The organism is Flavihumibacter solisilvae, assembly GCF_000814475.1.
Classification (GTDB): Bacteria; Bacteroidota; Bacteroidia; order Chitinophagales; family Chitinophagaceae; genus Flavihumibacter; species Flavihumibacter solisilvae.
The window spans coordinates 419167-442112 of record NZ_JSVC01000001.1 but is presented as its reverse complement, the minus strand read 5'-3'; the positions used below and the strand labels follow the sequence as shown (position 1 = coordinate 442112).

The following is a 22946-nucleotide window of genomic DNA, read 5'->3' as shown; positions in this document are numbered from 1 at the left end:
GATGGTTACCAGAATTTAACCTGTTAAAATCTGCAAATAAATCACTAATCGACAGTGATCGGGAATACTAACGGAGAGCTAACTTCGACACAGTATGATGAAAAAGACATTCTTCTGTATCGATGCCCATACCTGCGGAAATCCTGTGCGACTGGTAGCCGGTGGCGGGCCGGTTCTGCATGGAAGTAACATGAGTGAAAAAAGGCAACACTTCCTGCGTGAATTTGACTGGATCAGGAAAGGACTCATGTTTGAGCCAAGGGGGCATGATATGATGAGCGGATCGATCCTCTATCCGCCGCACGACCCTGCCAATGATGTTGCTGTCCTGTTCATTGAAACAAGTGGATGCCTGCCGATGTGTGGACACGGAACAATCGGCACTATAACCATCGCATTGGAAGAAGGATTAATAACACCCAAAGTTCCGGGCCGCATCCGAATGGAAGCACCAGCCGGACTTGTCCTTATTGAATATAAGCAGGAAGGCAAAAAAGTGAAATCTGTAAAACTCACCAATGTTCCGGCTTACCTGGCTGCCACAGCGCTTACAGTTGACTGTCCGGGCCTTGGCGAGTTGACAATCGACGTTTCCTACGGGGGTAACTTTTACGCCATTGTGGATGTACAAAAGAATTTCGGTGGGCTGGAACAATATCCAGCTGACAACCTGATTGCGTGGGCTAGAGAGTTACGTAACCGCATCAACGATCAATACAGTTTCGTTCACCCGGAAAATGAGACGATCAAAGGCTGTTCGCATATTTTGTGGACTGGTTCTGTGATCGATCCCGGATCCACTGCAAGGAATGCGGTCTTTTACGGCGATAAGGCAATAGACCGGAGTCCGTGCGGCACCGGTACTTCTGCGCGCATGGCGCAGTGGTATGCAAAAGGCCTGCTAAAAAAGGGTGATAAGTTCATTCATGAAAGTATTATCGGCTCAACCTTTACCGGTACGATCGAAGAAGAAACCACGGTAGCGGGGATGCCTGCTATTCGTCCCGGTATTGAAGGGTGGGCACGGATCTACGGTTATAATACTATCTCCATTGATCCTGACGACGATCCGTATGCGTATGGATTTCAGGTGATTTGACCCTATTTCACCCGACGGGTGGCTCCCGACGGGTGGTTCCCGACGGGTAAATTAACCTGTATCATTATTAATCCGACTTTGGTCGCATGCTAATTAAATAAAATGAAAAAGTACCTGGTTCTTTTGTCGGCAATGGTGATTGGCAGCTTGGCGGAAGCACAATCGTATGTACCGGTTAAAGGTGATACACGGTTTGCAATTAAGCCGGCTGTTGCAGTTAAGGCATATGGATTCGACCTGAAAGATGTTCAGGTAGCTCCTGGCAGCCCGTTCAAAAATGCAATGGACAAGGATGCAGGCTACCTCCTTTTTCTGGAGCCCAACCGGTTGCTTCACCGATTTTATGTAAATGCGGGCCTCCCTGTAAAATCTGAAGTATATGGCGGCTGGGAAACTGAAGGTCTTTCGGGCCATACACTTGGACACTACCTGTCGGCCATCAGTATGATGTATGCCTCTACGGGTGACGAGGAATATAAGAAGCGAGTGAACTACATCGTTAGTGAGATCAGGCGTTGCCAGGTAGCAAGAAAGACCGGGTTTGTGGGTGCAATGCCGGGGGAAGACAGCGCCTGGTATAAAGTATCCATTGGAGACATCCGATCCGGCGGTTTTGATCTCAACGGTCTTTGGGCGCCGTGGTATGTAGTCCATAAGTTAATGGCAGGGTTAATTGACGCCTATCTCTATACGGGAAACAGGGAAGCACTTGTCATTGCTGACGGAATCAGCGACTGGACCGGCAACACACTGAAGAATCTTACTGAAACCCAGTTACAGAAAATGCTGCGATGTGAATACGGCGGAATGAACGATGCGCTTGCAACACTCTATGCCATAACGGGTGACAAAAAACATCTTGAAAGGTCATACAAATTTTATGATGACTTTGTTATGAAGCCGCTTTCACAGCAGATTGACCCCATGCCCGGGAAACACAGCAATACCAACGTGCCAAAAGCGATAGGCAGTGCGACACAATACACTTACACCGGTAATAAAAGCGACCAGACAATTGCTTCGTTCTTCTGGAAGACAATGGTACACCACCACAGTTATGTAATCGGGGGAAACAGCAACTATGAATATTGCGGCGCGGCCGACAAACTCAGCGACCGGCTTAGTGACAACACGAGTGAAACCTGCAATACCTACAATATGCTGAAGCTTACCCGGCAGTTGTTTACCCAGGCACCGAATTCCGAATTAGGTGATTATTATGAACGCGCATTATATAACCATATCCTGGCATCGCAGAATCCTGAAACAGGAATGATGTGCTATTTCGTTCCGCTGCGAATGGGCACTAAAAAACAATTCTCCGATTCACTGAATACTTTCACGTGTTGCGTAGGAAGTGGCATGGAAAATCATAGTAAGTATGGAGAAGGAATTTATTACGAAGGAACAGATGGAAGTCTTTTCGTCAACCTTTTTATCCCATCCACACTGAATTGGAAAAGCCGGAATGCCCGCATTGTACAGGAGACAGACTTCCCTTCCGGTAATACAACCCACCTGCTCATTTCTCAAAAAACTTCGGCCAATTATTCCGTTAAAATACGGCGTCCCTACTGGGCAACTGAAACAAGAGTTTCTGTTAACGGGCAAACCGAAATGGTTACTGCAGATCGTGATGGATTCCTGGTGCTGAACAAAAAATGGAAAAACAATGATCGTATAGTTATTACGTTCGAACGCGAATTACGTACAGAAAGTATGCCTGACAATCCGAACAGGATTGCAGTACTGTATGGGCCGCTGGTGCTCGCGGGGAAATTGGGCAGTGAAATGCCGGATCCTGTTTTTGGCACACCGGTATTACTGACAGATGACAAGCAGGTGAACAACTGGATCAGGCCCGTGGCAGCAAAGCCGCTTGAATTTGAAATACATGGTGTGGCAAAACCAAAGAATGTTCAGCTGACACCTTTTTACCAGGTTTATAATGAGTATTACAGCGTATACTGGGATTATTTTACTAATGCAGAATGGGCTGCGCGGCAGGAGGAATATGAAGCCGAAAAGAAGCGCAAAAAAGAAATCAGTGAACGCACAATAGACAATTTCCGCATTGGTGAAATGCAGCCGGAACGCGATCATAACCTGAAAGCAAGCGAAAAAAGTTATGTAAGTGACGCACTTGGTGTAAATGGCAGGGAAGTGAGGGCTGGTGGCTTCTTTTCTTTCGAGATCGGTGTAAACCAGGAAACCCGGAATAACCTTATGCTTACCTACCTTGGTGACGATAAAGACCGGAAATTTGACATCCTTGTTGAAGGGGTGAAAGTGAAAACCGAAGAACTCACCGGCGCAGCAACAGGAAAATTTTATGAAAGGGAATACTCCATTCCCGCGGACCTCATCCGCAACAAGAATAAAATCACGGTGCGGGTTGAATCTAATTACGGAAAAACCGCAGGTCGTGTCTTTGGCGTAAGGACGGTAAGAAGCCAATAAGAAAGCACTAGATTTGCGCTTACAATAGCTGACTTTAAATGCGCATTTCCGCTTCCGGCCGAAAATATATTTTCCTGGTTAACCCGATATCCGGCACCGCCCAAAAATCTGGACTGCAGAAGAAACTGCTGGATGCCGCACTTACGTTTGGTGTGCCTGCCATAGTGTTGCCTACAGTCGCTAGTGGAAATTACAAATTTGTACAGCAGAAAATTGAAGAGGAAGGATATACGGATGTAATCATCTGCGGAGGCGACGGAACCGTGAACCAGGTAATCGGAAGCCTGAGAAAGAATGATGTTAACTTCGGTATTATCCCAATGGGATCAGGTAACGGGCTGGCATTTTCTGCAAAAATACCAAAGACTTTTTCCAGGGCCGTTGACCTGGTTTTCACTGGCAAAGGTGCCTATACAGATGCATTCATGGTAAACGATCAATTTGCATGCATGCTTTGCGGGGTGGGATTTGATGCGAAAGTTGCGCATGATTTTGCCAACCAGCCATCGAGAGGACTGCTCACTTATACACAGCAAACATTTAAGAACTTTCTATCAACCGGTACATACCATTTTGAAATGCAGGTTGACAACCACCTGATTAACACGGAATCATTTTTCATCAGCATTGCCAACAGCAATCAATTCGGAAATCAATTTACGATTGCTCCGAAAGCCAGCCTGGATGACGGGCTGCTAGACATAGTTGTGGTTCCTAAAATGAGCAAGGCCATTTTACCATTTGCGTTGATCCAGCAGATAAGTGGTGGAGCACTTACCGGTACATCGAAAAAATCAAAGGACACCATCCAGTATTTCCAGGCTGCGAAGCTTCAATTAAAAAACAAGGACCTGGCCCCATTGCACATTGATGGAGAACCGAAGGAAACAGCGGAACTCTTCAATATAAAAGTCATTCCTAAAAGCTTCCGGTTGATCCGGCCACAGTAAGCTTGATCTGCGAAGATTAACGAACTGAGAGTGTTTGCCTGACAGTATCAGGCAATATAATCTTTCCGAATTGCAGAAAGGCCTGACGGTTCAGTGAGTTGTCCAATGTTTTGATGATATCCATTTTCTCCCTCTTGGTCAGGTGAAAATTGAGTGCAGCTTTGGAATCCAGTTTATCGGGAACATACTGAAAAGTGAGCTTACTCAGCTTTCCATTCATAATATCAGAAGCAAAGCTCAGCTGATCCTGCTGGTTGTATTGTTGCATTTTATACCAATTGTATTGCAGCAATAACATTGGTTTAGTCACCACTTCCGAAATGGCTTTCGATTCAAATGGATATTCCCATCCACCACCCTGGCGATCCCTTATCTGCACCAGCACAACGCCGGATGTATTGTTGGTTATCCATTCACGGAAAACATGTGTAAACCGTAAGGCGGTTTCGAGGCCAAAATTATCACGGAGTCCTGCGTCCATTACATCGATCTTTGGTTCTGTAGGCAACCAGACATTCGGCAGGACATACGGAAATGTGGCATTCATGCGCAGTGCAGTGAGCAGACGAAGGTTCATAGGGTTCTGCTTCTCAAACAAGGCAGCAAAATCGATTGCGTCGGGATCACGGCCATTCTGCATCGATGTATCTCCCGCGGGTCTCATTAGGTAGCTTACAGGAAGCGTACTTATCAGCATTTTCCTGCCATCGCGGGTAATGACTGAATTGAAGACCATTGCCGGGATCTTCGCACTGCGTTCGTCATCTGCGAGTTGACTTAACTCTTTGTCAAGCAATAACCTGGTGTTTTTATTAAGCTGCTGTTCAAAGGAGTATGCACGATCCTTCACATATTCATATTCGCCCACCCTGAATTTTTGTGCAGGCGCTGCCAGGTCCCGGGCTACAAATGAGGAGAAAGTGGGATTCAGAAGGTCCTGGGAAATATCATCAATATATACCGGATCCTGCAGGTTAACGGGCCTTCCTTCGTCCTTCCGGTGCGACAGGGCTCGGAAATATGCTGCCCCAAGCATTCCGCCTGAAGCGCCGGTGATCATAAAGGTCTTTCGCATCAGCTGGCCACCGCTAATACTATCCAGTTTCTGCATTACCCCCATGGTGAACGTGGCGCTTCGGGTGCCGCCGCCACTAACGGAGATAATATACAGGAAGGGTTTTCCCGCATCCTGCCTTGCCTTCCAGTTCTCCAGCACTTCCAGCATTACCTTTTTATCAGCAGCAACTTTTTCAGGTGCGCTGAGTCGGTTCAGGTTTTCGGGAGTATAGTCGGCTCGACTGATCGATTTTCCGTAGTCAAGTCCGTATGCCTTGTTTGTCGGGTCGATAATTCCGTGCCTGTACAGCAGGTTAAGTACTACTACAAGCACGACAGCAAAAGGAACACTCCAACTTTGGAGGAAATAGGAAAAAGCCCCCACAACTGCAACCAGGATGGAAAAGAAAAGCGTGATGCTTGCAGCGGCAGGCAACTGGAAAACTTCCCGATCCAGCAAAAACCCGATTGCCATAAGAAATACGAATGCAATAAAAATGGATAAAACGGCTGCAAAATGATGACGGTTAAAAATGTGTTCGAGGAAATCCTTGCTGTAATGTGAAACATCCCTTACAGCCTTGACTTTTCCCCTTCCGCTGAGGTAATTGGTCACCTTGATCAGCCTGCTTCCCCCACTATTCAAAACGATATATGGTTTTACTCCGCGGTGCATGGCCATGGGTGAAGGATCCAGGCTGATCATATTCCTGGAAATGCGTACATCAGCGCCGAAGAAATAGCCGAATGATATCAGTATGATCAGAACCAGGCCTGCGAGAAAACCTCCCGATAACATCAATACATCCCCTGCCGTCATCAATTCTTTGTTGATATCGAAATCAACAGCTCGGAAAAAGTAAAAGGCGAGGAAAACCAGCGGAATGATTGCATTATTGATGCAATATTTCAGGAACGGCCTGGTAGCTGTGGCGAGGAACCGGAAATGGCGGCTGAAAAGGATAAAAGTGGTGATGTTCCAGCTCATGATGAAAATGCCAATCGCAACACCCACGATACCAGCGCTGACAGCGTTTACCTGTCCAAGATATTCTGGTGACAGGTACAGTGAGTCTACTCCGAATGCCGCCATAAAACTTCCATTTACGGCACCGAAAAGCACAAGCCAGAATACCAGCAATATCTGAAACTTCTTAAAGTGAAGCAGTATGAGCTGTATCGGGAACGAATAAAATATGGATTTCAGTTTCTGCTTCATAACATCCTGTCTGTATACCTATAACGTGAAGACAAGGTTCAAATTATGCCTGCTGCCTGCCCCCACTGAAAAGATATAACAATTGAACTATTGACAGCAAAAGGAACATCGCAACAAGTTGGTGAAGCTGGGCCATCCATTCAAAATTACCCCAATGGTTTGGAATAATACCCGGACTGGTCAATATTGAAAAAATACCCAGCATTACCTGTATCACTACCAGGATCAGGGGAAGCCTTTGCCATCGTTTTATCATGGGTGGTACCTGCACCCTACGGATCTTAGCATACAGGATAATGATCAGAATGGTGACCAGGTATGCAAGGTTCCGGTGAATGAAATGAACGGTGATCGTGTTATCAATCAGGTTCAGTAACACCGGACGATCTTTCCAGAGGTTGTCGGGCACCCACATGCCATTAATCGTAGGCCAGGTTGGAGCAACGGTTGCCGCTTTATGACCAGCCATTAGTCCGCCGTATATCAGCTGGATTCCAAGGATTACCAGGATGATTGATGTTAGTCTTTTCACCTCCGGTGCAACAATCCTCTCCGAAGCAGGAACCAGTAAACGAAGTGCAAACCAGTAAGTATAACATAACAATCCCAGAGCAAGGATGAAATGTAATGCCAGCCTGGTTGGCTTTACATACACGGCATCACCGGTAAGCCCGCTTGCTACCATTATCCAGCCTACCGCACCCTGTAATGCTCCTAATAAGAACAAAATCAGCAGGGGATTGATCATTTCCTTTCTCAGGTATTTCCTTGCAACCAGGAAAATGAAGCCGATCACAAACACAATCCCGATCAGCCGGGCCCACACGCGGTGGAACCACTCCCAAAAGAAAATAAATTTGAAATCACGCAGTGTAAAATCAGTATTCAGCAACCTGAACTGTGGAGTTTGCCGGTACTTCTGAAACTCCGTCAGCCATTGCTGTTCATTCAATGGCGGAAGCGTTCCCGTTACTACATCCCACTCGGTAATTGACAATCCTGATCCTGTCAACCGTGTGATCCCTCCCAGCAATACCTGCACAATAATCATACCCACCCCAATCATCAGCCAGATAGCAACCGCCTTTTTTCCGCGATCTTGGTATACATAGTTCATAGGGTTGCAAAGTTATTTTATCAGGAGCTCATTTCGTCAAGCTTTACCTTCCCTTTGAAAGCCCAGAACACAAAACTAGTGTAGGCGGCAACCAGGGGAATCCCGGTGGCAGCGAAAGTCAGCATGAATCCCAGGCTATTCGCGTTGATGGCAGAATTTGAAACGGTGAGGTTGTATGCCGGATCAATGGTGGAGGGTACTGTTTTCTTAAATACGTTCTGTGAGGTTCAGGTTTTCGGGCCTGTCAGATTCAGGAAATGCATTAAGCCCTTTATTGGCTCCGAGAACTTATAATTAACCAGGAAGCACAGTCCTCCCGGTATTGCCAGACCTTTAACCTCCAGCTTTTCCTTATCAACCCATCCAAAAAGGTGCCTGTCAGCTTTTCCGCTGGCAGGAAAATGACCTTCAAGCGCCGCAAGTTTGGCAGTCTGATGTTCGGCGACTACGTTTGCGCTCAGGTGTCCGATATATAGCTGTGCATACGAGGAAAAGAATGCAACAAAAAATCCGATCGGGAAGGCGGCCCTGGTAAATACAAGGTATTTTTTCTTATGGATATACCTGGCGGCGATAGAGAAATGCGCCAATCCAGAACTGAAGTTTACGTTCGATGGAAGACGGATTAAATATCATTGCCCAGAAATCCGTGATTTCTGCCCTCGCATTCAGCCCTTCGCCGACACCGACTCCAAAGATGAGCGCAAAAATGCGGGTGAAAAACCGTGTCATTTCTTCAAAAAACTGGTTCCTGGTGCGGAGGTACATACCTTCCATAAGTACCATACAGAGGCCGAGTCCGATACTCAGTGGCGGCTAGATCCATATTTCGTTCTACTTGTGTTTGGCAGGGAGTGCAAGCAAAGGAATGTGTATTCTTTCAGCCACCTTCGAAGTAATACTGTAATCAAACAGTTTTTCAAGAACCGTTCTTTCATGTACGAACATCACCAGCAGCGTGTCATTACGATTTTCAGTAAACGCCACAAGGTTTTTCCAGAGCGGCATATCGTTTTTCTTATCCACCATAACTGCCTTCACACCTTCATATCCTTTAACAGCCTCCTCCAGTAATGGCTTGTCCACCTCCGGAACGGAGCTCATCGTTACCAGAGTAGGGGCGACATGCAGCCATTCTGTCCATTTTGTAACCTGCGGCAGGCATTCAGAAATTTCTTTCAATGCCACTGCGGCAATCATTTCGTTGAAGGTTGCCGGCTTCCACTGCGGTGGAACCACCATAACCGGAAACAGCGAATGATTGATCATGGTAGACGAATTCGTTCCCCAGAATCTTTCGATTGCATTGGTAGTGCCATGTGTTCCCATCATGATGAGATCGGACTTCTTATGCAACATATGATTAATGATTCCTCCGTTAACCATTACGCTTTCTTTCACGCTGATTTCAATCGGTACCTCCACTGCGCTACAGGTGCGCTTTCGTTCATCGACATGCTCATTGAGCTTTTTCCTGATCATATGGAGATCCGGGCTATGGGGATCAACTCCCCAATCGGCAGGGTATTCTGACGCAGTTTTGAAATTGACAATATGTAATACCTCTATGGACAGCCGCTTTTTAACGGCAACCAGGCATGCCTGGTCCAACGCAGTAGTAGCATTTACTGAAAAGTCAAAGGGAACCAGGATGTTTGCCATGGTGATTTATTGGATGGTCAATTTTTAGCGATACATTCCCAGCACCTGTTCCAGTTGCTTTGCCGGAACCACTCCACTCTGTCTCCATTTGACTTCTCCTTTCTGAAATACTATCAGGGTAGGGACACCCTGGATATTGTATTGCTGTGCCGCCTGCGGATTTTTGTCCACATCAACTTTGATGATGGTTACTGCGTCGCCGAATTTGTCTTTCAATTCTTTCAGAATCGGCGGCATCATTTTACATGGACCGCACCATTCTGCGGAGAAATCAACCAGTACCGGCTTCTCAGACTGGATTACTTCATTAAATGTAGCCATACTGAATTTTTCAACATTATAAATTTACAATAAAGAATCGTCTACTTTTGGCATGCAAAAATGCTGCTTACCAGTTTCCAAGAAATATTGACAGAAGCCGGCTGCGATGAAGCCGGACGCGGGTGTTATGCAGGTCCTGTATTTGCTGCTGCGGTTATTCTACCTCGTGATTTCAACCATCCGCTTCTTAATGACTCCAAACAGGTAAAGGAAGAAGACCGGTACATGCTCAGGACGGTAATTGAGCAGAATGCCGTTGCATGGGCAGTTGCATCTGTGAGTGAGCGGATTATTGACAAAATCAACATCCTGCAGGCTTCATGGAAAGCGATGCACCTGGCAGTAAAACAACTGGCACCTTTACCCAGTCTGCTCCTGGTCGACGGGAACAGGTTTAAAACCTACCGAGGGATCCCGCACCACTGTATCATTAAAGGGGATGCATCCTACACTTCCATTGCTGCAGCCAGTATTCTCGCCAAGACTCACCGGGATGATTACATGAAATCCCTCCACGAAAAATACCCGCATTACTGCTGGAACCAGAATAAAGGATACGGGACCGCGGCACACCGGGAGGCTATTGGTCAGTACGGCCTGAGTCGATACCACCGCAAAAGCTTCAAAATCTACGAAGAGGACCCGGAATTAGCGGACTAAAGCAGGGTTAACAGTCGTTCCCTTGCGTTCTGCCACTCGGATAGAAGCATACTGTAGTATACTGAATCCCTTCTCCTTCCATAGGGCATGGACATATGACTTCTTAATATCCCCTCCTCCTTCATTCCGAGTTTACGAATAGCCGCCCGTGACCGTTCGTTAAGTGCATCGGTTTTTATTTCCACACGTTCAAAGCCCAATTTCCCGAACGCATAGTCAAGCATGAGATATTTGCAATGAAGGTTTATGCCTGTACCGCGGAAATCATTTCCAAACCAGGTCCATCCGATCTCTACCCGCTTATCCGGAAAGGATATATTTCCGAAGCTGGTGCTGCCTGCAATAGAGCCGGTTACCAGGTCAATAACAGTAAAAGGATACCTGATCTGTTGTTGTTGCTGGGTGAATGCTTCTGCGACAAATGCTTCAAGCTGGTCGCGATAATTGAGTTCACGGGTGAACCAGGTCCACAATGATGGCTCCTGTGAGATAGCCCACAGTCCTTCGAGATCCGAGGGACGAAGGTTACGCATCAGTACCCGGTTGCTTTTCAACTGGAGATCGGCAGGAAAAAATCGTTCAAAAGACATAATTCATTTTATGCATAGGTTTCCCATTCCCCCGCACCCTGGCGTATAACTACAGGCGGATCCTGGGTGCAATCCACAACGGTTGACGGTGTCCAGGCACCGATTCCCCCATCAACCACAATATCCACCAGTTTGTTGAAGTTCCCATGGATCATTTCAGGATCTGTATATTCTTCAACCATTTCCCCCGGCAAAGAAGCACTCAGGATTGGCCTTCCCAATTCACGTACAATCGTCCTGGCTATGTTGTTATCCGGTACGCGTAACCCTATTGTATCTTTTTTGCTTTTAAGCATCTTCGGTACCTCTTTACTGGCGGGGAGAATAAAAGTATACGGACCGGGAAGATACTGCCTCAACATCCGGTATAGAGGTGTGGAAATACTTTTCGTATACTTGCTAAGGTCACTGAGATCATAGCAAATGAAGGAAAGATGGGTTTTTGTTGGTTCTGCGTTTTTGATCCTGCAGATTTTTTCAATTGCCTTATGTTGAAAGATGTCGCAACCGATACCATAGATTGTATCAGTGGGATAAATGATCACTCCTCCCCTTTGCAATGTATCCACAATAGTGTTGATAGCCCGTGGCTGGGGATTTTCCGGATGAACGTGAATAATCATGTTCTAAGATAAGAAGAATAGATTGCTTGTATCTTTAACAATTATCGAGTCGTATTTAACATTAAATTCATACTAGTTTTGCCCGTTAAATTTTCAGACCATGCAGTTGAAGCCGGTTGATGTCAGAGATCAATTATCAGCAGAAACTTTCAGGCTGGAGTATTATGAACCAATGCGACCGGTTGTTATTAAACGTTTGTCGCACGACTGGCCTGCATACAATAAATGGAATTGGGATTTTTTCAAACAGGCACTGGGTTCAGTTGAGGTTGGGGTTTACAACAACACAAAAAGCGATGCACATACGCCGATAAACAAGGCAGATGATTACATGCAATTTGGCGACTATCTCGATCTTGTGAGAAAAGGTCCGGTCGGGCTCAGGATATTTCTCTTCAACCTTTTTACGCATGCACCCCGGCTGGCGAGTGATTTTACGTGGCCGGATCACCTTATGAAGGGATTCGTGAAAAAATTTCCTATGCTGTTTGTTGGTGGAGCAGGTTCAGTTACGCACATGCATTTCGACATCGATATGTCGCATATCCTGCATACGCAATTTGCCGGGCGGAAAAGGGTATTGCTATTTCCGTTCGACGAACAACACAATCTGTACCGCAAGCCCTGGGAAGTACTCAGTTTCGTGAACTTTGAGAAGTATTACGACCCTCACCACAGCAAGCTCGATTTCAATCAATATCCTGCCCTCAGAAAAGCCCAGGGATTCGACGTAACACTTGGGCACGGTGACACACTCTTTATGCCCGCGGGTTACTGGCATCATATGGAGTACATAGACAGCGGATTTGCCATGAGCCTGCGTGCGCTGCAAAGTTCTGTCGGGGGGAAATTACAGGGCGTATGGAACCTTTTAGGAATGCGGAATATTGATACACTGATGAAGAAAACAGTACCCGCCTGGTGGTATAATTACAAAAAAGATAAAACATTTGAGGCAGCGGGACATTAAAACCTGTTCATTTTCGGGTATTTTCCGACAATTTATGGGTACAAAAAAACATTTATTTTTTTTAAATAATTGTTGCAGAATAGCCTTTCAGGCTTTAATTTTAAGCATCAATCACTGATACATCTCAGAGAATCCGGCCAAAATCCAACGGCATTTCTGATCCTGACATTCCGACGTCTCCAATACCCATGTAAAAGCTGACCTGTTCGTACACTCCCTTTGAAGAATTTTAAAATCACTTTACTGATCCACCCGGTGTGGAATCTTTAGAAATTTTCGATTAGTGAAAACCAATATACGACCTCTTTCTTTTTGTGGTTTCAGAGGTAAGCACAGGCCGGCGATTTCCATCGCTGGCTTTTTATTTGGAGACGGGCTGACAATTTGCGATAAGTGAATAAAGCAAACAGTAAACTATCACAACCGCCAATAAAATTAACAATAGGAATCAGGTCAACAAGTGCATAAGGCAACAGGTAGATAAGGTATCACGTAAGCAACATGTGACCCAGGTGAAAATCGTGTATTGTGCATAGTGAATTAAAACAATAGGTCAATAAATGAGCCATCCACTTATTGACCTATTCACTTATTCACTTGTCGAAATTCGTTAGTGAGTCCTCCTAGTTTATCGTCCAGATTTCGTTTCCACGCAGAAGCTTGTCGAGATTGCCTTTGCCTTTTGTTGCTATTGTTTCTTCGATCTGCATGGCCATAACATCTTCATAGCATGCCCGTTCAGTTTCATAAAATATACCGAAGGGACGAGGCATATGGCCCTGAACAGTAGGATCATCGAACATTCTAACAAGAATTTGTGCCTTATAAAAGTCACGCTCGTCATGGATCCAGCAGTCATCTGCACTTGCACCTGCATTCAGATCGGCGATGACCGGACGAAGACCATCGAGCTTAATGCCTTTGTCTTTTGCTGCACCGAATAAAAGGGGTTTGCCCTGTTCCAAAAACAGCGCCTGTTCCGGCTTTGAGGACTTTTCTGTAAATATTTCGAAAGCGCCATCGTTGAAAATATTACAGTTCTGGTAAATTTCGAGGAAAGACGCTCCTTTATGTGCGTGACTTCTAACAAGCATATCCTGCAGGTGTTTAGGGTCACGGTCCATACTACGCGCAATGAAACTTGCATCAGCCCCCATTGCAAGAGCAAGGGGATTGAAAGGATGATCAATAGAGCCAAACGGTGTGCTCTTTGTAACCTTGTTTTCTTCGGATGTGGGGGAATACTGACCCTTTGTCAAACCATAGATCTGGTTATTGAACAAAAGTACATTCACATCAAAATTGCGTCGCAGCAGATGGATGGTGTGATTTCCACCGATACTCAGGCCATCACCATCACCTGTAACGATCCAGATACTCAATTCAGGACGGGTCGCCTTCAAACCACTGGCAATGGCAGTTGCACGTCCATGGATGGAATGCATGCCATAAGTATTCATATAATAGGGAAAACGGCTGCTGCAGCCGATTCCGGATACAACTACGATATTCTCCCGGGGTATACCCAAGCCCGGCATTATTTTCTGCACCTGGGCAAGAATGGAATAGTCGCCGCACCCAGGACACCAGCGCACTTCCTGGTCGGTTGTAAAGTCCTTCGCCGTAAGTGACGGAACGGACGTTGCTTCAATGGTACTCATATTCACGAAAATGTGTGTGCAAAGGTACGATTACCTGAGATTAATCTCTTATTTCGTGTACTTACCAGCTGGTTTCGAGTACCTGGTAGCTGGTTTTGTGTATTAACCTGTCAACCCGTTAAATTCCTCAAATACTTCTTTTAAATTCACCTTTCTTTCCTGTAGAATGACTACAGTATGCCAGTTACCTGCTTTCCATGTATTAAATCTTTATTTTTAACACTGACTTCCCCGGGACGATGCAAAAGAAATTACCAACGATAAAAGAAATTGCCAATCGGCTCAATATCTCCGTTTCTACAGTTTCCAGGGCTTTACACGACCATCCGAGTATTGGGTTAAGGACCAAAACCAGGGTACAACAGCTTGCAAACGAGCTGGGTTACGAACCGAACCAAACAGCAATTTTCTTCAAGCAACGCAAAACGTTCACTATCGGCGTTGTTCTGCCTTATCTCATCGAAGACTTTTTTGCCGGAGCCATCAGCGGTATTGAAGATGTTGCCAATCAAAACAAGTATAATGTGCTGATTGGGCAGTCCCACGACGATGTCGAAAGGGAGAAGGCAATTATAACTGCTATGAAAAACCAGCGGGTCGATGGTATAATCGTTTCATTATCAAAGCATACCAAGAACCTGGAACATTTTACGAGCCTGCAGAAATACCAGATCCCCGTTGTTTTCTTCGATAGGGTACCGGCTTCCGGCGAATACAGTAAAGTTGCATTTGACATGCCTCAGGGCACACACGAGGCAATTTCCTACCTGATGGAAAAAGGACACAGGAGAATCGGGATCATAAACGGACCGAAGGAGATGAAGTCTTCCAGGGAGCGCACGGACACTTATATGAACGTGATGAAGAAGAAGCGGCTGAAGATAGATCTTTCCCTTGTTGCCTATTCTGACTTAACAAAAGAAGGAACCGCCAGTGCTATGGAATCCCTGCTAACACTGCGACAACCTCCAACGGCTATACTTGCTATTAATGACTACGTTGCCCTGGATGCGATTCAATACGCCCGGTCCCACAAGCTGAAAAACAATAAAGACATCTTCTTTGTCAGCTATGCCAACCTGCCGATAACAAACTACCTGGAAAGTCCACCAATGGCTTCAATAGAGCAATATCCAGGTAAGCAAGGCGCAAAAGCTGCAGAAATCCTGCTTAACCTAATCAATCATGAAGGCGACAATGACCCTGTGCATGAAAATGTGCTGATCAGGGGTGAGCTTATAGTTCACAAACGCTGACCAGTGGTACAGATTCAGTAACCGACACTTAGTAGCTGGGTTTCAATCCCTTTTGCTTCCAGTCTTCAATAATTGGCTTAAAGGGCCCGAATTTGTGCTGGGCTACCGAAAATGTATCGGCAAAAGGCGCTTTATCATAATCAATAGCTTTTTCTTCCTTGTTTGGATAATCGTATTTGGTAACGCCAGGTCGCGTATGGATTTCATCATTGTTCACGAAAGCCGCAATATCCAGGGCTTCCTGGTCTGTAAGGAAGGGCTTATCGTGGGTGGCCTTATCGAAGGGCATATTAGCCTTGAGCCATTTCGCCTGCATAATTACCCGGTGCATGCTGGATCCCGGCTGGTAGGCAGATGAGCCCCATAAAGGGGGGTATGTGTAGGTTACATTGTCGAAACGCATTTGTCCTTCCCCGTTATTACCGTGGCAGCGGGCGCAATGCGAAGCATATAAAGCATCACCCTTTTTCGGATCTGCAGCCACGTCCGGAAGCTCAACAGAAAGGCTTTTTTCACCGGCGAAATGCCCTTTGGGAGCAAAGCTGTTGATCCACCTGAAATAAGAGAGGAATGCGGCCATTTCCCGACCGTCGAGCGGTAGAGGTTTACCGTTATGCGGCCTCATCACACAGTTATTCACCCTTTCTGCCAGTGTCAGCACTTTTCCTTCCCTTGCACGGTATTGAGGATAATTGGAATGGGTGGCAATAAGGTTAAACGAAAATGGTTTTGTGCCTGCATCCTGGTGACAGTTCGTGCAGTTCATTTTGTTACCAAGGTATTTTCCATTCTTTCCTTCGGGTCCGATATAGTATGCTGTATTCAGCATCAACTCGCGCCCATATCTTACAGCGTCGCCGTATTTGCCTTCGGGAATTGCGGTAGTATCAACGAAAACAAATTCCTCCTCAGGAGCCGTTTTAGCAGGAGGTGCCTTCTCTTCTGCTACCGATTGACAGGACACCATGCCCGTTAGCAGGGCTCCGGTTACACCTATTGCAGCCATCACAACATTCGCAATTTTCATTTTGTTTCCAGTTTAATTTTTCAGTCTGAGATATAAGGCGACAGCTGGCTCGCCGTAAGAAACTCTGCACGATATGGTGTCGTACCTGTTCTCAGCGCCCAGAGAAACCTTCCTTTCATATTTGTCAACACAACAGTATTCCGTTTCGATGCAGTATGCAATACCGAGGTATCATTTACGTAATAAGCACTGCCCATCCGTTCACTATACACGTCGACGGGAAGTAATATTTCATTCACGAGTTTTGCCTTATACAACTTTTCATCAAGACTGAATTCAAGTGTGCGTGAAAGCTTCTTCGTGGTTCCGTTATCAAACAGCATCAGGTTGCCATTACTAGTAATATGAATTGCGTGACTATTATCAAATGCTGCGTTGGCAGGCAATTCAAAGTCTCCCCCTTTGCCAAATTTCCACAGTAGCTTCCCGGTGGAAGCGTCTATTTTCCAGATCTGGCCATTATTGTAAAAAGAAAGAAGGTAATTTCCATCCTTGTCCTGGCATAGGCTGTTTGCATGCATCCAGTCAGATTTATCTTTCGCAATATTTTTGTCAGTAAGTGGATCCAGAACATCAAAAACCGACCAATTCCATACCAGTCGCCCCTTCCGGTCAAATACCCGGATGCCATCACTTTTAACCGTATCAGCTTTTCCTCCGCCTTTCGAAGACAGGTTCATTATTTTCTCCTCGGAACTGATTACTACAATATGATCTTTAGGATCAGAAAATATTTCATGGTGAATGGTCTGCAGAAAATCACTTTCTCCTTTTTTCAGATGTAATAATGTATCGCCTGTAAGTGACAGCTCAAGAATCTCGTTACCATAGCTTGTCTGATAATCTTCTGTTCCCAGTATTGCCAGGATGTTCCCAGCCTGGGTAAAATGGGCAACCTTGAAGCCAGTCCCATTCACCTGGTGGTACCAGCGCGTTTTCCCTTCGGCATCAAGAATAGAAATCAATCCCGGTGTTTCACGCCTGTAAACCATCACGTATCCCTTACGGAATTCGATTGGCAAAACCGAAGTATCAGGACAGATCACCCGCGAAAGATCTTCCAGCCAAAGAGGCATTGCAGATGTAGTAAAGTCGTACTCTTTGGTTCGTGAAGTGCAGTCGTTACTGCGGCTGATAACCCGGTATTTGTAAGTGCGTTTAGGCTGAAGGTTGGTGAGGACTGGATAGTGCGAGGTGCCGCTGCTGTCAAACGATGTCGTATAAATGGAATCCGGTGCGTCGGAAGGCCAGTATTCGATGGCAATTTCTACTGGAGATATTGTATTAACCTCTGCCCTTACCCGGATGGGATTGTTGCCCGGTGAGCTGAGGTTGATGCCGGTAACTTTATTGGAACATTCATTACTACACCCCGTTATACCGCCGGTGACTAAGGTAACAATAACGGTTACCAGTAATCTTAATTTCCTCGTGTATGTAGGTTCCATTTGCATAATTCCAAAAATAAATGAAAGTTACCCCGGCACGTCATCGCACCAGGGTAACTCTCTAACTGACCGGACTTACAGCCTTCCGGTATTGTCCAGGTTTGGATTAAGGTCCACCTGGGTTTGTGGATACGGGAAATATCTGTGTTTGTTAATGTCAATGGATGGCAGTTCGTCGATTGCTTCCAGGTATTTATTGGTAATCTCCTGGTATTTACCTGTGCGGATCAGGTCCTGCCTGCGCTTACATTCGAAAAAGAACTCCCAGCCCCTTTCCTGCACAATGGCATCACGAAGGCTTTCTTTTGAAAATGTGGCCGGTGCACCCAGCAAAGTCGCCTGGGCCCTTCCTTTAACCTGGTTGATCAGGTCAATGCTTTCTGCATTTGGTCCGTTCAATTCATTCAGCGCTTCCGCCCTGCATAAAATGATATCTGCATATCTTAGGATGGGAATACCATGACCGTCATAATAGGTTTTTGAGCCGGCTGGGTCTGCGTATTTTTTTGTGGCCACGTCCGGCAGGAAATATACTCCCGCGGGAGGATTATCCTGGCCCGGAATAGGCTGCTGATAATGCAGTCCATCCGATCCGTCATACTCATAGAAATAAAGTTCGCGGCGTTTGTCATTTGGCTCATAGCTGTTCCAGAAGTACCATGACACCGCGTAATACTGCCAACGATCAGCAACAACCGGGTGAACCATCGGGCCGAAGTGGTTCATGAGCTCGGTAGCATCGTTCAGTGCGTCAGCCAGTGAGCTGAAGATATTCTCTTTACACCATTTGTTGCTTTCAGCAAACAGTCCCTCGTATGTCGGAAACAGTTCATACTGATTGAGGTCCTTGATCTGCTGTGTGATTTCCACCACTTTCTGCCATTGGTGCTCACGCATATAGAGTTTACAGAGCAGTGATAATGCTGCACCTTTTGTAACCCTGCCGACATCATTGGTCGGGTATATGGAATGGCTGACATAATTCAGAGGCAGACTCGCCGCTGCTGATTCCAGGTCGCTGATGATGAAATTGTTGATCTCCTCAAGGGAAGCCGGAGTTGGCTTGGAGCTGTAATCGGGATTAGCGGTGTTTTCTTCCGTCATCAGGATAACAGGCCCGAATTCATCTGTAAGATCAATATATGCGAGTGCGCGAAGAAACTTGATCTCGGAAGTGAATTGTGCAAGTTCTGCTTCACTCAGAACACCAATTTTGCGAATATTGAGCAATGCAGTGTTGGCATCGGAAATCAGCTTGTATTGGTGCTCCCAGGCAAAGTTCAGGTACTTATTGTTTGTAGACCACTGGCTGGAAGACAACAACTTGATGTCACCGGCAGCGCTTGAGTGACCAATATCCGTGGTAAAATCGGTAATAGTCATCTGGAATCCTGCATAGTACATCCAGGAATCACTTCTTCCGCTTGGCTGCTTAAGCCTTGAATAGATGGCATTCACTGCGGCAATTGCATCATCTTTTGTCTGGAAGGCGTTCGCATCTGTCAGAGAGCTGTACACCTTAGGCTCCACCCACTTCTCACACGATACTGCAGTTAACAGGAATGCAGGTAAGATTATGTTGATAAGTTTCATATCGTTCTCTATTAACTTATTAGAAATTAATTTTAGCCCCAACCGTTAATGTGCGGTATGGAGGGTAAGCATTGAAATCGAGACCGGCTGCGAGGTTAGCGTCTCCACCACGCGTATTTACTTCAGGATCTGTTCCCGAATAGCCAGTTACGGTGAACAGGTTTTGTACTGTAGTGTAGATCTTGATGTTTTTAATCTTACTGGTTATTTTCTCCATAGGAAGATTATACCCCAGGCTGATCAATTTACAACGCAGATAAGACGCATCTTCGACAAAACGTGAATTGATATAACCGCCATATTTAGAAGTGAAATAGCCATTACGCGGAATATCGGTATTCTGGTTGTCAGGAGTCCAGCGGTTCAATGCATCCTTACCTGTATAAGTCTCCATCAGCAGTCGGTTCATATTATAAAGGTCGAAGTCGACAGCACCCTGGAAGAAGATACTCAACTCAATCCCGTTGTAGCTGAAATCGTTTCCAAGTCCGAATACATAATGCGGGTTGGCATGGCCGATATAGGTACGGTCTGCGGAAGTGATCGCGCCGTCGTTGTTAAGGTCTTTGTATTTAGGATCTCCGGCTACAGACAATGGCTGTGCATCATATTTCTCACCCTGCTTAATAACACCTTCATACACATATCCGTAAAGCATACTGAGTTCACGCCCAACTTCAAGTTTTGTGAAATCAGCTGTTGGTACAGAACCATCAGGGTTTGCAGTCTGAGTGATAATATAAGGGCGGTCACCCAGGTCAACTGCTTTCTGCTTATTGTAAGCAATGTTGAAGCTGGTGTTCCACTTCAATTTACCTCTACGGATATTTTCAGAGCTGATGGCAAGTTCTATACCATGGTTCTCGATCGCACCCATATTCCCGGTCTGCGTGGTAAAGCCCCACCATTGCCCAATGGGAATATCAAAAATCAGGTCATTTGTTTTCTTCCGGTAAAAGTCAACTGTAGCGGACAGGCGGTTATCCAGGAAGCCCATATCCAATCCAATATTCAGCTGTGCTGTACTTTCCCATTTCAGGTCAGGATTTGCAGCCCTGGTTGGAACAATACCTCCATACAAAGCACTGGTTTCTGAAAGTGATACCCCTGTCGGACCAAAAGTTGACATATAGATATAATCGCCGATACGGTCGTTACCAGTAATGCCATAACCTGCACGGAGTTTAAGGTTCGAGAATACGTTCAGATCCTGTACAAAAGATTCGTCAGACATATTCCACGCCAGAGATCCGGAGGGGAAGTAACCATAGCGGTTGCTTGGACCGAAACGGGATGATCCATCTGCCCTCAGTGTGAAAGTCGCGAGATACTTTTCGTTGAATGAATAATTTACACGACCGTAAAATGAAGCAAGCATTGTTTCTATGCGCGAACTTACAGATGAAAGTCTTTCAGTCGCAGCTTCCAGGTTATAGTAAAGATATTTGTCAGTACTGAATTTCTGCACCTGGGTATAGTGGCGGTCATTTACGTCTTTCTGACGTGACATTCCCGCGAGGACGTTAACATAGTGAGCACCGAACTTCTTTTTATATGTCAGGAAAGCTTCAATAAGGTTCCTGATATTTGCAAGATCATTTACACTTGCCTGTCCTTTTACTTTTGCACCAGACAACAGCGTGGTAGGCAGATAATAACCTTCCTTGGTTGTGTAGTACTCCGTGCCTGCATTTACGCGGGCAGAAAGACCCTTCATGATCTCGTATTCTGCAAATACTCCTGCTGTAAGTTTGTTTACATACCTGTGATTGGTTGGTTCAAGCAGCCATGCAATCGGGTTGTCTTTTCCCTTCCTGGTTGCATAGGTACCATCTGCATTGTATACAGGAATTGCCGGTGAGGTGAAAAGAAGGCCATATAGCACGTTTGAAGGCACAATATTTCCATCATACGTTTTATAGTTGGAGAAAGACCGTGCACCATAAATGTTGGCTCCGATTTTGAATTTACCGGCAAAAGTCTTGTCCATATTCAACCGGCCTGAATAACGGCTGTAATCTGTTTCCTTCAGTGCGCCATCCTGCTTGAAATAGTTCCCCGACAGCGAAATGTGAGAATCCTCACTTCCACCGCTGACACTGAGGTCATGGTTCTGGACATTCGCAGTCTGTGTTCCTTCCTTAAACCAGTCAGTACTGATTCCACTGGCCAGCTCTGCAGGGGTGTATTCCGGCGGATTTCCGAGTTCAGCAGCTTTCGCATTTGTTACAGTCATGTATTCCAGACCGTTCATCAGCTTCGGCTTGCGCGAGATGTTCTGCGCACCATAGTACCCATCATACTGGATAAGGGGCTTGCCGCTTTTACCGCGACGGGTTGTAATCATTACAACACCGTTTGCACCACGAGCTCCATAAATAGCAGTAGCCGATGCATCTTTGAGGATCTGGATGTCTTCAATATCATTAGGGTTGATATCCTTCCCTGTTGAAGAAATAAATCCATCCACTATATATAAAGGCTCGTTGGTTGACTTGATCGAGTTACCACCGCGGATACGGATAATGGTTTCACCGCCCGGTGCAGAGTTTGTCTGGGAAACCTGTACCCCTGCGGCGCGGCCCTGGATCGCCTGTGCCATATTTGAAGTCACACCGCCAAGGTTCATCTCATCACGTGAAATGGAACTGACAGATCCTGTCAGATCCTTTTTGCGTTGGGTGCCATAACCAACCACTACCACTTCATCCAGCTTCCGGGCGGAAGCTTCCAGTGAAAGGGAAACCACCGACTGTCCGCCAGCTGTTACTTCCTGTTCAACGAATCCTACAGATGAAAACTGAAGTATTGCCTTGTTACCGGGAACCTTGATGGTATAACGCCCATCCTTATCCGTGGTAACACCGCCTGAAGTTCCTTTTACCTTAACGGTCACATTCGGAATCCCTGCACCTTTTGAATCGGTGATCAGTCCCGAGATCTCCCTTCCCTCCTGCTGAGCGCTGAGCGCCATTGGCAGCGACAAACAGGCAAGAAAAACCATCAGTGAATACAATTTTTTCATGTTGCAATTACAATTTGGTTGTTGTATCAATAGTTAACTATTTGTTAACCGGACTTGAAAGTAGAGGATTTTCCAGCTCATTGTTTCCGGGCTGAGGTGTTCGGATAACGTATTCCCATCATGCAAACGATTGCGGATCAAATGCAAACGTTTGCTCAAATTTTCGCACCGGATTTACTCAAACGATTGCAGGAGATTGGCTTGAGGTA

The 22946-nt window shown here is 45.9% G+C and carries 19 protein-coding genes; 6 read left to right on the top strand and 13 right to left on the bottom strand.

All coding sequences use genetic code 11. The annotated features are described in order from the left end of the window. The first annotated feature begins 94 nt into the window (after positions 1-94). The 3 genes from OI18_RS01905 to OI18_RS01895 all read left to right on the top strand — a co-directional run bounded on the left by OI18_RS01905 (position 95) and on the right by OI18_RS01895 (position 4509). Entirely contained in the window at positions 95-1099 is a 1005-nt protein-coding gene (locus OI18_RS01905; protein WP_240312701.1) for a 4-hydroxyproline epimerase, read from the top strand. Positions 1100-1201: 102 nt separating this feature from the next. Continuing rightward, complete coding sequence (locus OI18_RS01900; protein ID WP_039136547.1) at positions 1202-3559, top strand: glycoside hydrolase family 127 protein; 2358 nt, start codon at positions 1202-1204, stop codon at positions 3557-3559. A gap of 38 nt (positions 3560-3597) precedes the next feature. Beyond that, positions 3598-4509 (top strand): diacylglycerol/lipid kinase family protein, encoded by a 912-nt coding sequence (locus tag OI18_RS01895; protein ID WP_039136545.1) that lies wholly within the window; start codon positions 3598-3600, stop codon positions 4507-4509. A gap of 16 nt (positions 4510-4525) precedes the next feature. Here OI18_RS01895 and OI18_RS01890 read toward each other — a convergent pair whose 3' ends face one another. The 6 genes from OI18_RS01890 to trxA all read right to left on the bottom strand — a co-directional run bounded on the left by OI18_RS01890 (position 4526) and on the right by trxA (position 9908). Then, complete coding sequence (locus OI18_RS01890) at positions 4526-6784, bottom strand: patatin-like phospholipase family protein (RefSeq protein ID WP_039136543.1); 2259 nt, start codon at positions 6782-6784, stop codon at positions 4526-4528. A 43-nt stretch (positions 6785-6827) separates the two neighbouring features. Beyond that, entirely contained in the window at positions 6828-7901 is a 1074-nt protein-coding gene (locus OI18_RS01885; protein ID WP_039136541.1) for a COX15/CtaA family protein, read from the bottom strand. 227 nt (positions 7902-8128) lie between these two features. After that, a complete protein-coding gene (locus tag OI18_RS24835; RefSeq protein WP_039136537.1) occupies positions 8129-8491 on the bottom strand; it encodes a cytochrome ubiquinol oxidase subunit I in 363 nt (120 codons plus the stop codon). Then, positions 8454-8705, bottom strand: coding sequence for a cytochrome ubiquinol oxidase subunit I (locus OI18_RS24830; RefSeq protein ID WP_262493988.1), 252 nt, complete (start codon positions 8703-8705; stop codon positions 8454-8456). Before OI18_RS24830 ends, OI18_RS24835 begins: the two co-directional genes overlap by 38 nt. Positions 8706-8735: 30 nt before the next feature. After that, positions 8736-9563 (bottom strand): universal stress protein, encoded by an 828-nt coding sequence (locus tag OI18_RS01870; protein ID WP_039136531.1) that lies wholly within the window; start codon positions 9561-9563, stop codon positions 8736-8738. 24 nt (positions 9564-9587) lie between these two features. Then, complete coding sequence (gene trxA / locus OI18_RS01865) at positions 9588-9908, bottom strand: thioredoxin (protein WP_262493987.1); 321 nt, start codon at positions 9906-9908, stop codon at positions 9588-9590. 63 nt (positions 9909-9971) lie between these two features. Between trxA and OI18_RS01860 the strand changes: the two genes are divergently transcribed. Further along, positions 9972-10544 (top strand): ribonuclease HII, encoded by a 573-nt coding sequence (locus tag OI18_RS01860; protein ID WP_240312700.1) that lies wholly within the window; start codon positions 9972-9974, stop codon positions 10542-10544. Here OI18_RS01860 and OI18_RS01855 read toward each other — a convergent pair. Beyond that, positions 10541-11134 carry a GNAT family N-acetyltransferase gene (locus OI18_RS01855; RefSeq protein ID WP_039136522.1) on the bottom strand — a complete coding sequence of 198 codons (594 nt, stop codon included), beginning with the start codon at positions 11132-11134 and terminating at the stop codon, positions 10541-10543. The two genes, OI18_RS01860 and OI18_RS01855, sit on opposite strands and share 4 nt — an antisense overlap. Before the next feature lie 8 nt (positions 11135-11142). Then, positions 11143-11757 (bottom strand): L-threonylcarbamoyladenylate synthase, encoded by a 615-nt coding sequence (locus OI18_RS01850; protein ID WP_039136519.1) that lies wholly within the window; start codon positions 11755-11757, stop codon positions 11143-11145. A gap of 100 nt (positions 11758-11857) precedes the next feature. Here OI18_RS01850 and OI18_RS01845 point away from each other — a divergent pair, with 100 nt between their 5' ends. Then, positions 11858-12727 (top strand): cupin-like domain-containing protein, encoded by an 870-nt coding sequence (locus tag OI18_RS01845; RefSeq protein WP_039136516.1) that lies wholly within the window; start codon positions 11858-11860, stop codon positions 12725-12727. Between the two features lie 623 nt (positions 12728-13350). Here OI18_RS01845 and OI18_RS01840 read toward each other — a convergent pair. Beyond that, positions 13351-14388: a 2-oxoacid:ferredoxin oxidoreductase subunit beta gene (locus OI18_RS01840; protein WP_039136513.1), complete on the bottom strand. Its 1038-nt coding sequence runs from the start codon at positions 14386-14388 to the stop codon at positions 13351-13353. A gap of 239 nt (positions 14389-14627) precedes the next feature. On the opposite strand from OI18_RS01840, the gene OI18_RS01835 reads away from it, so the two are divergent. Then, complete coding sequence (locus OI18_RS01835; protein ID WP_039136510.1) at positions 14628-15644, top strand: LacI family DNA-binding transcriptional regulator; 1017 nt, start codon at positions 14628-14630, stop codon at positions 15642-15644. A 28-nt stretch (positions 15645-15672) separates the two neighbouring features. Here the strand turns inward: OI18_RS01835 and OI18_RS01830 are convergent, their stop codons facing one another. From OI18_RS01830 to OI18_RS01815, 4 genes are all read right to left on the bottom strand, one after another. Further along, on the bottom strand, positions 15673-16671 hold the full coding sequence (locus OI18_RS01830) for a c-type cytochrome (RefSeq protein WP_039136507.1): 999 nt from the start codon (positions 16669-16671) through the stop codon (positions 15673-15675). Between the two features lie 20 nt (positions 16672-16691). Next, positions 16692-18119: an aryl-sulfate sulfotransferase gene (locus OI18_RS01825; RefSeq protein WP_039136505.1), complete on the bottom strand. Its 1428-nt coding sequence runs from the start codon at positions 18117-18119 to the stop codon at positions 16692-16694. A gap of 75 nt (positions 18120-18194) precedes the next feature. Beyond that, positions 18195-19712, bottom strand: coding sequence for a RagB/SusD family nutrient uptake outer membrane protein (locus OI18_RS01820; RefSeq protein WP_039136502.1), 1518 nt, complete (start codon positions 19710-19712; stop codon positions 18195-18197). A 19-nt stretch (positions 19713-19731) separates the two neighbouring features. Further along, complete coding sequence (locus OI18_RS01815) at positions 19732-22737, bottom strand: SusC/RagA family TonB-linked outer membrane protein (protein ID WP_052272774.1); 3006 nt, start codon at positions 22735-22737, stop codon at positions 19732-19734. Between the last annotated feature and the right edge of the window lie 209 nt (positions 22738-22946).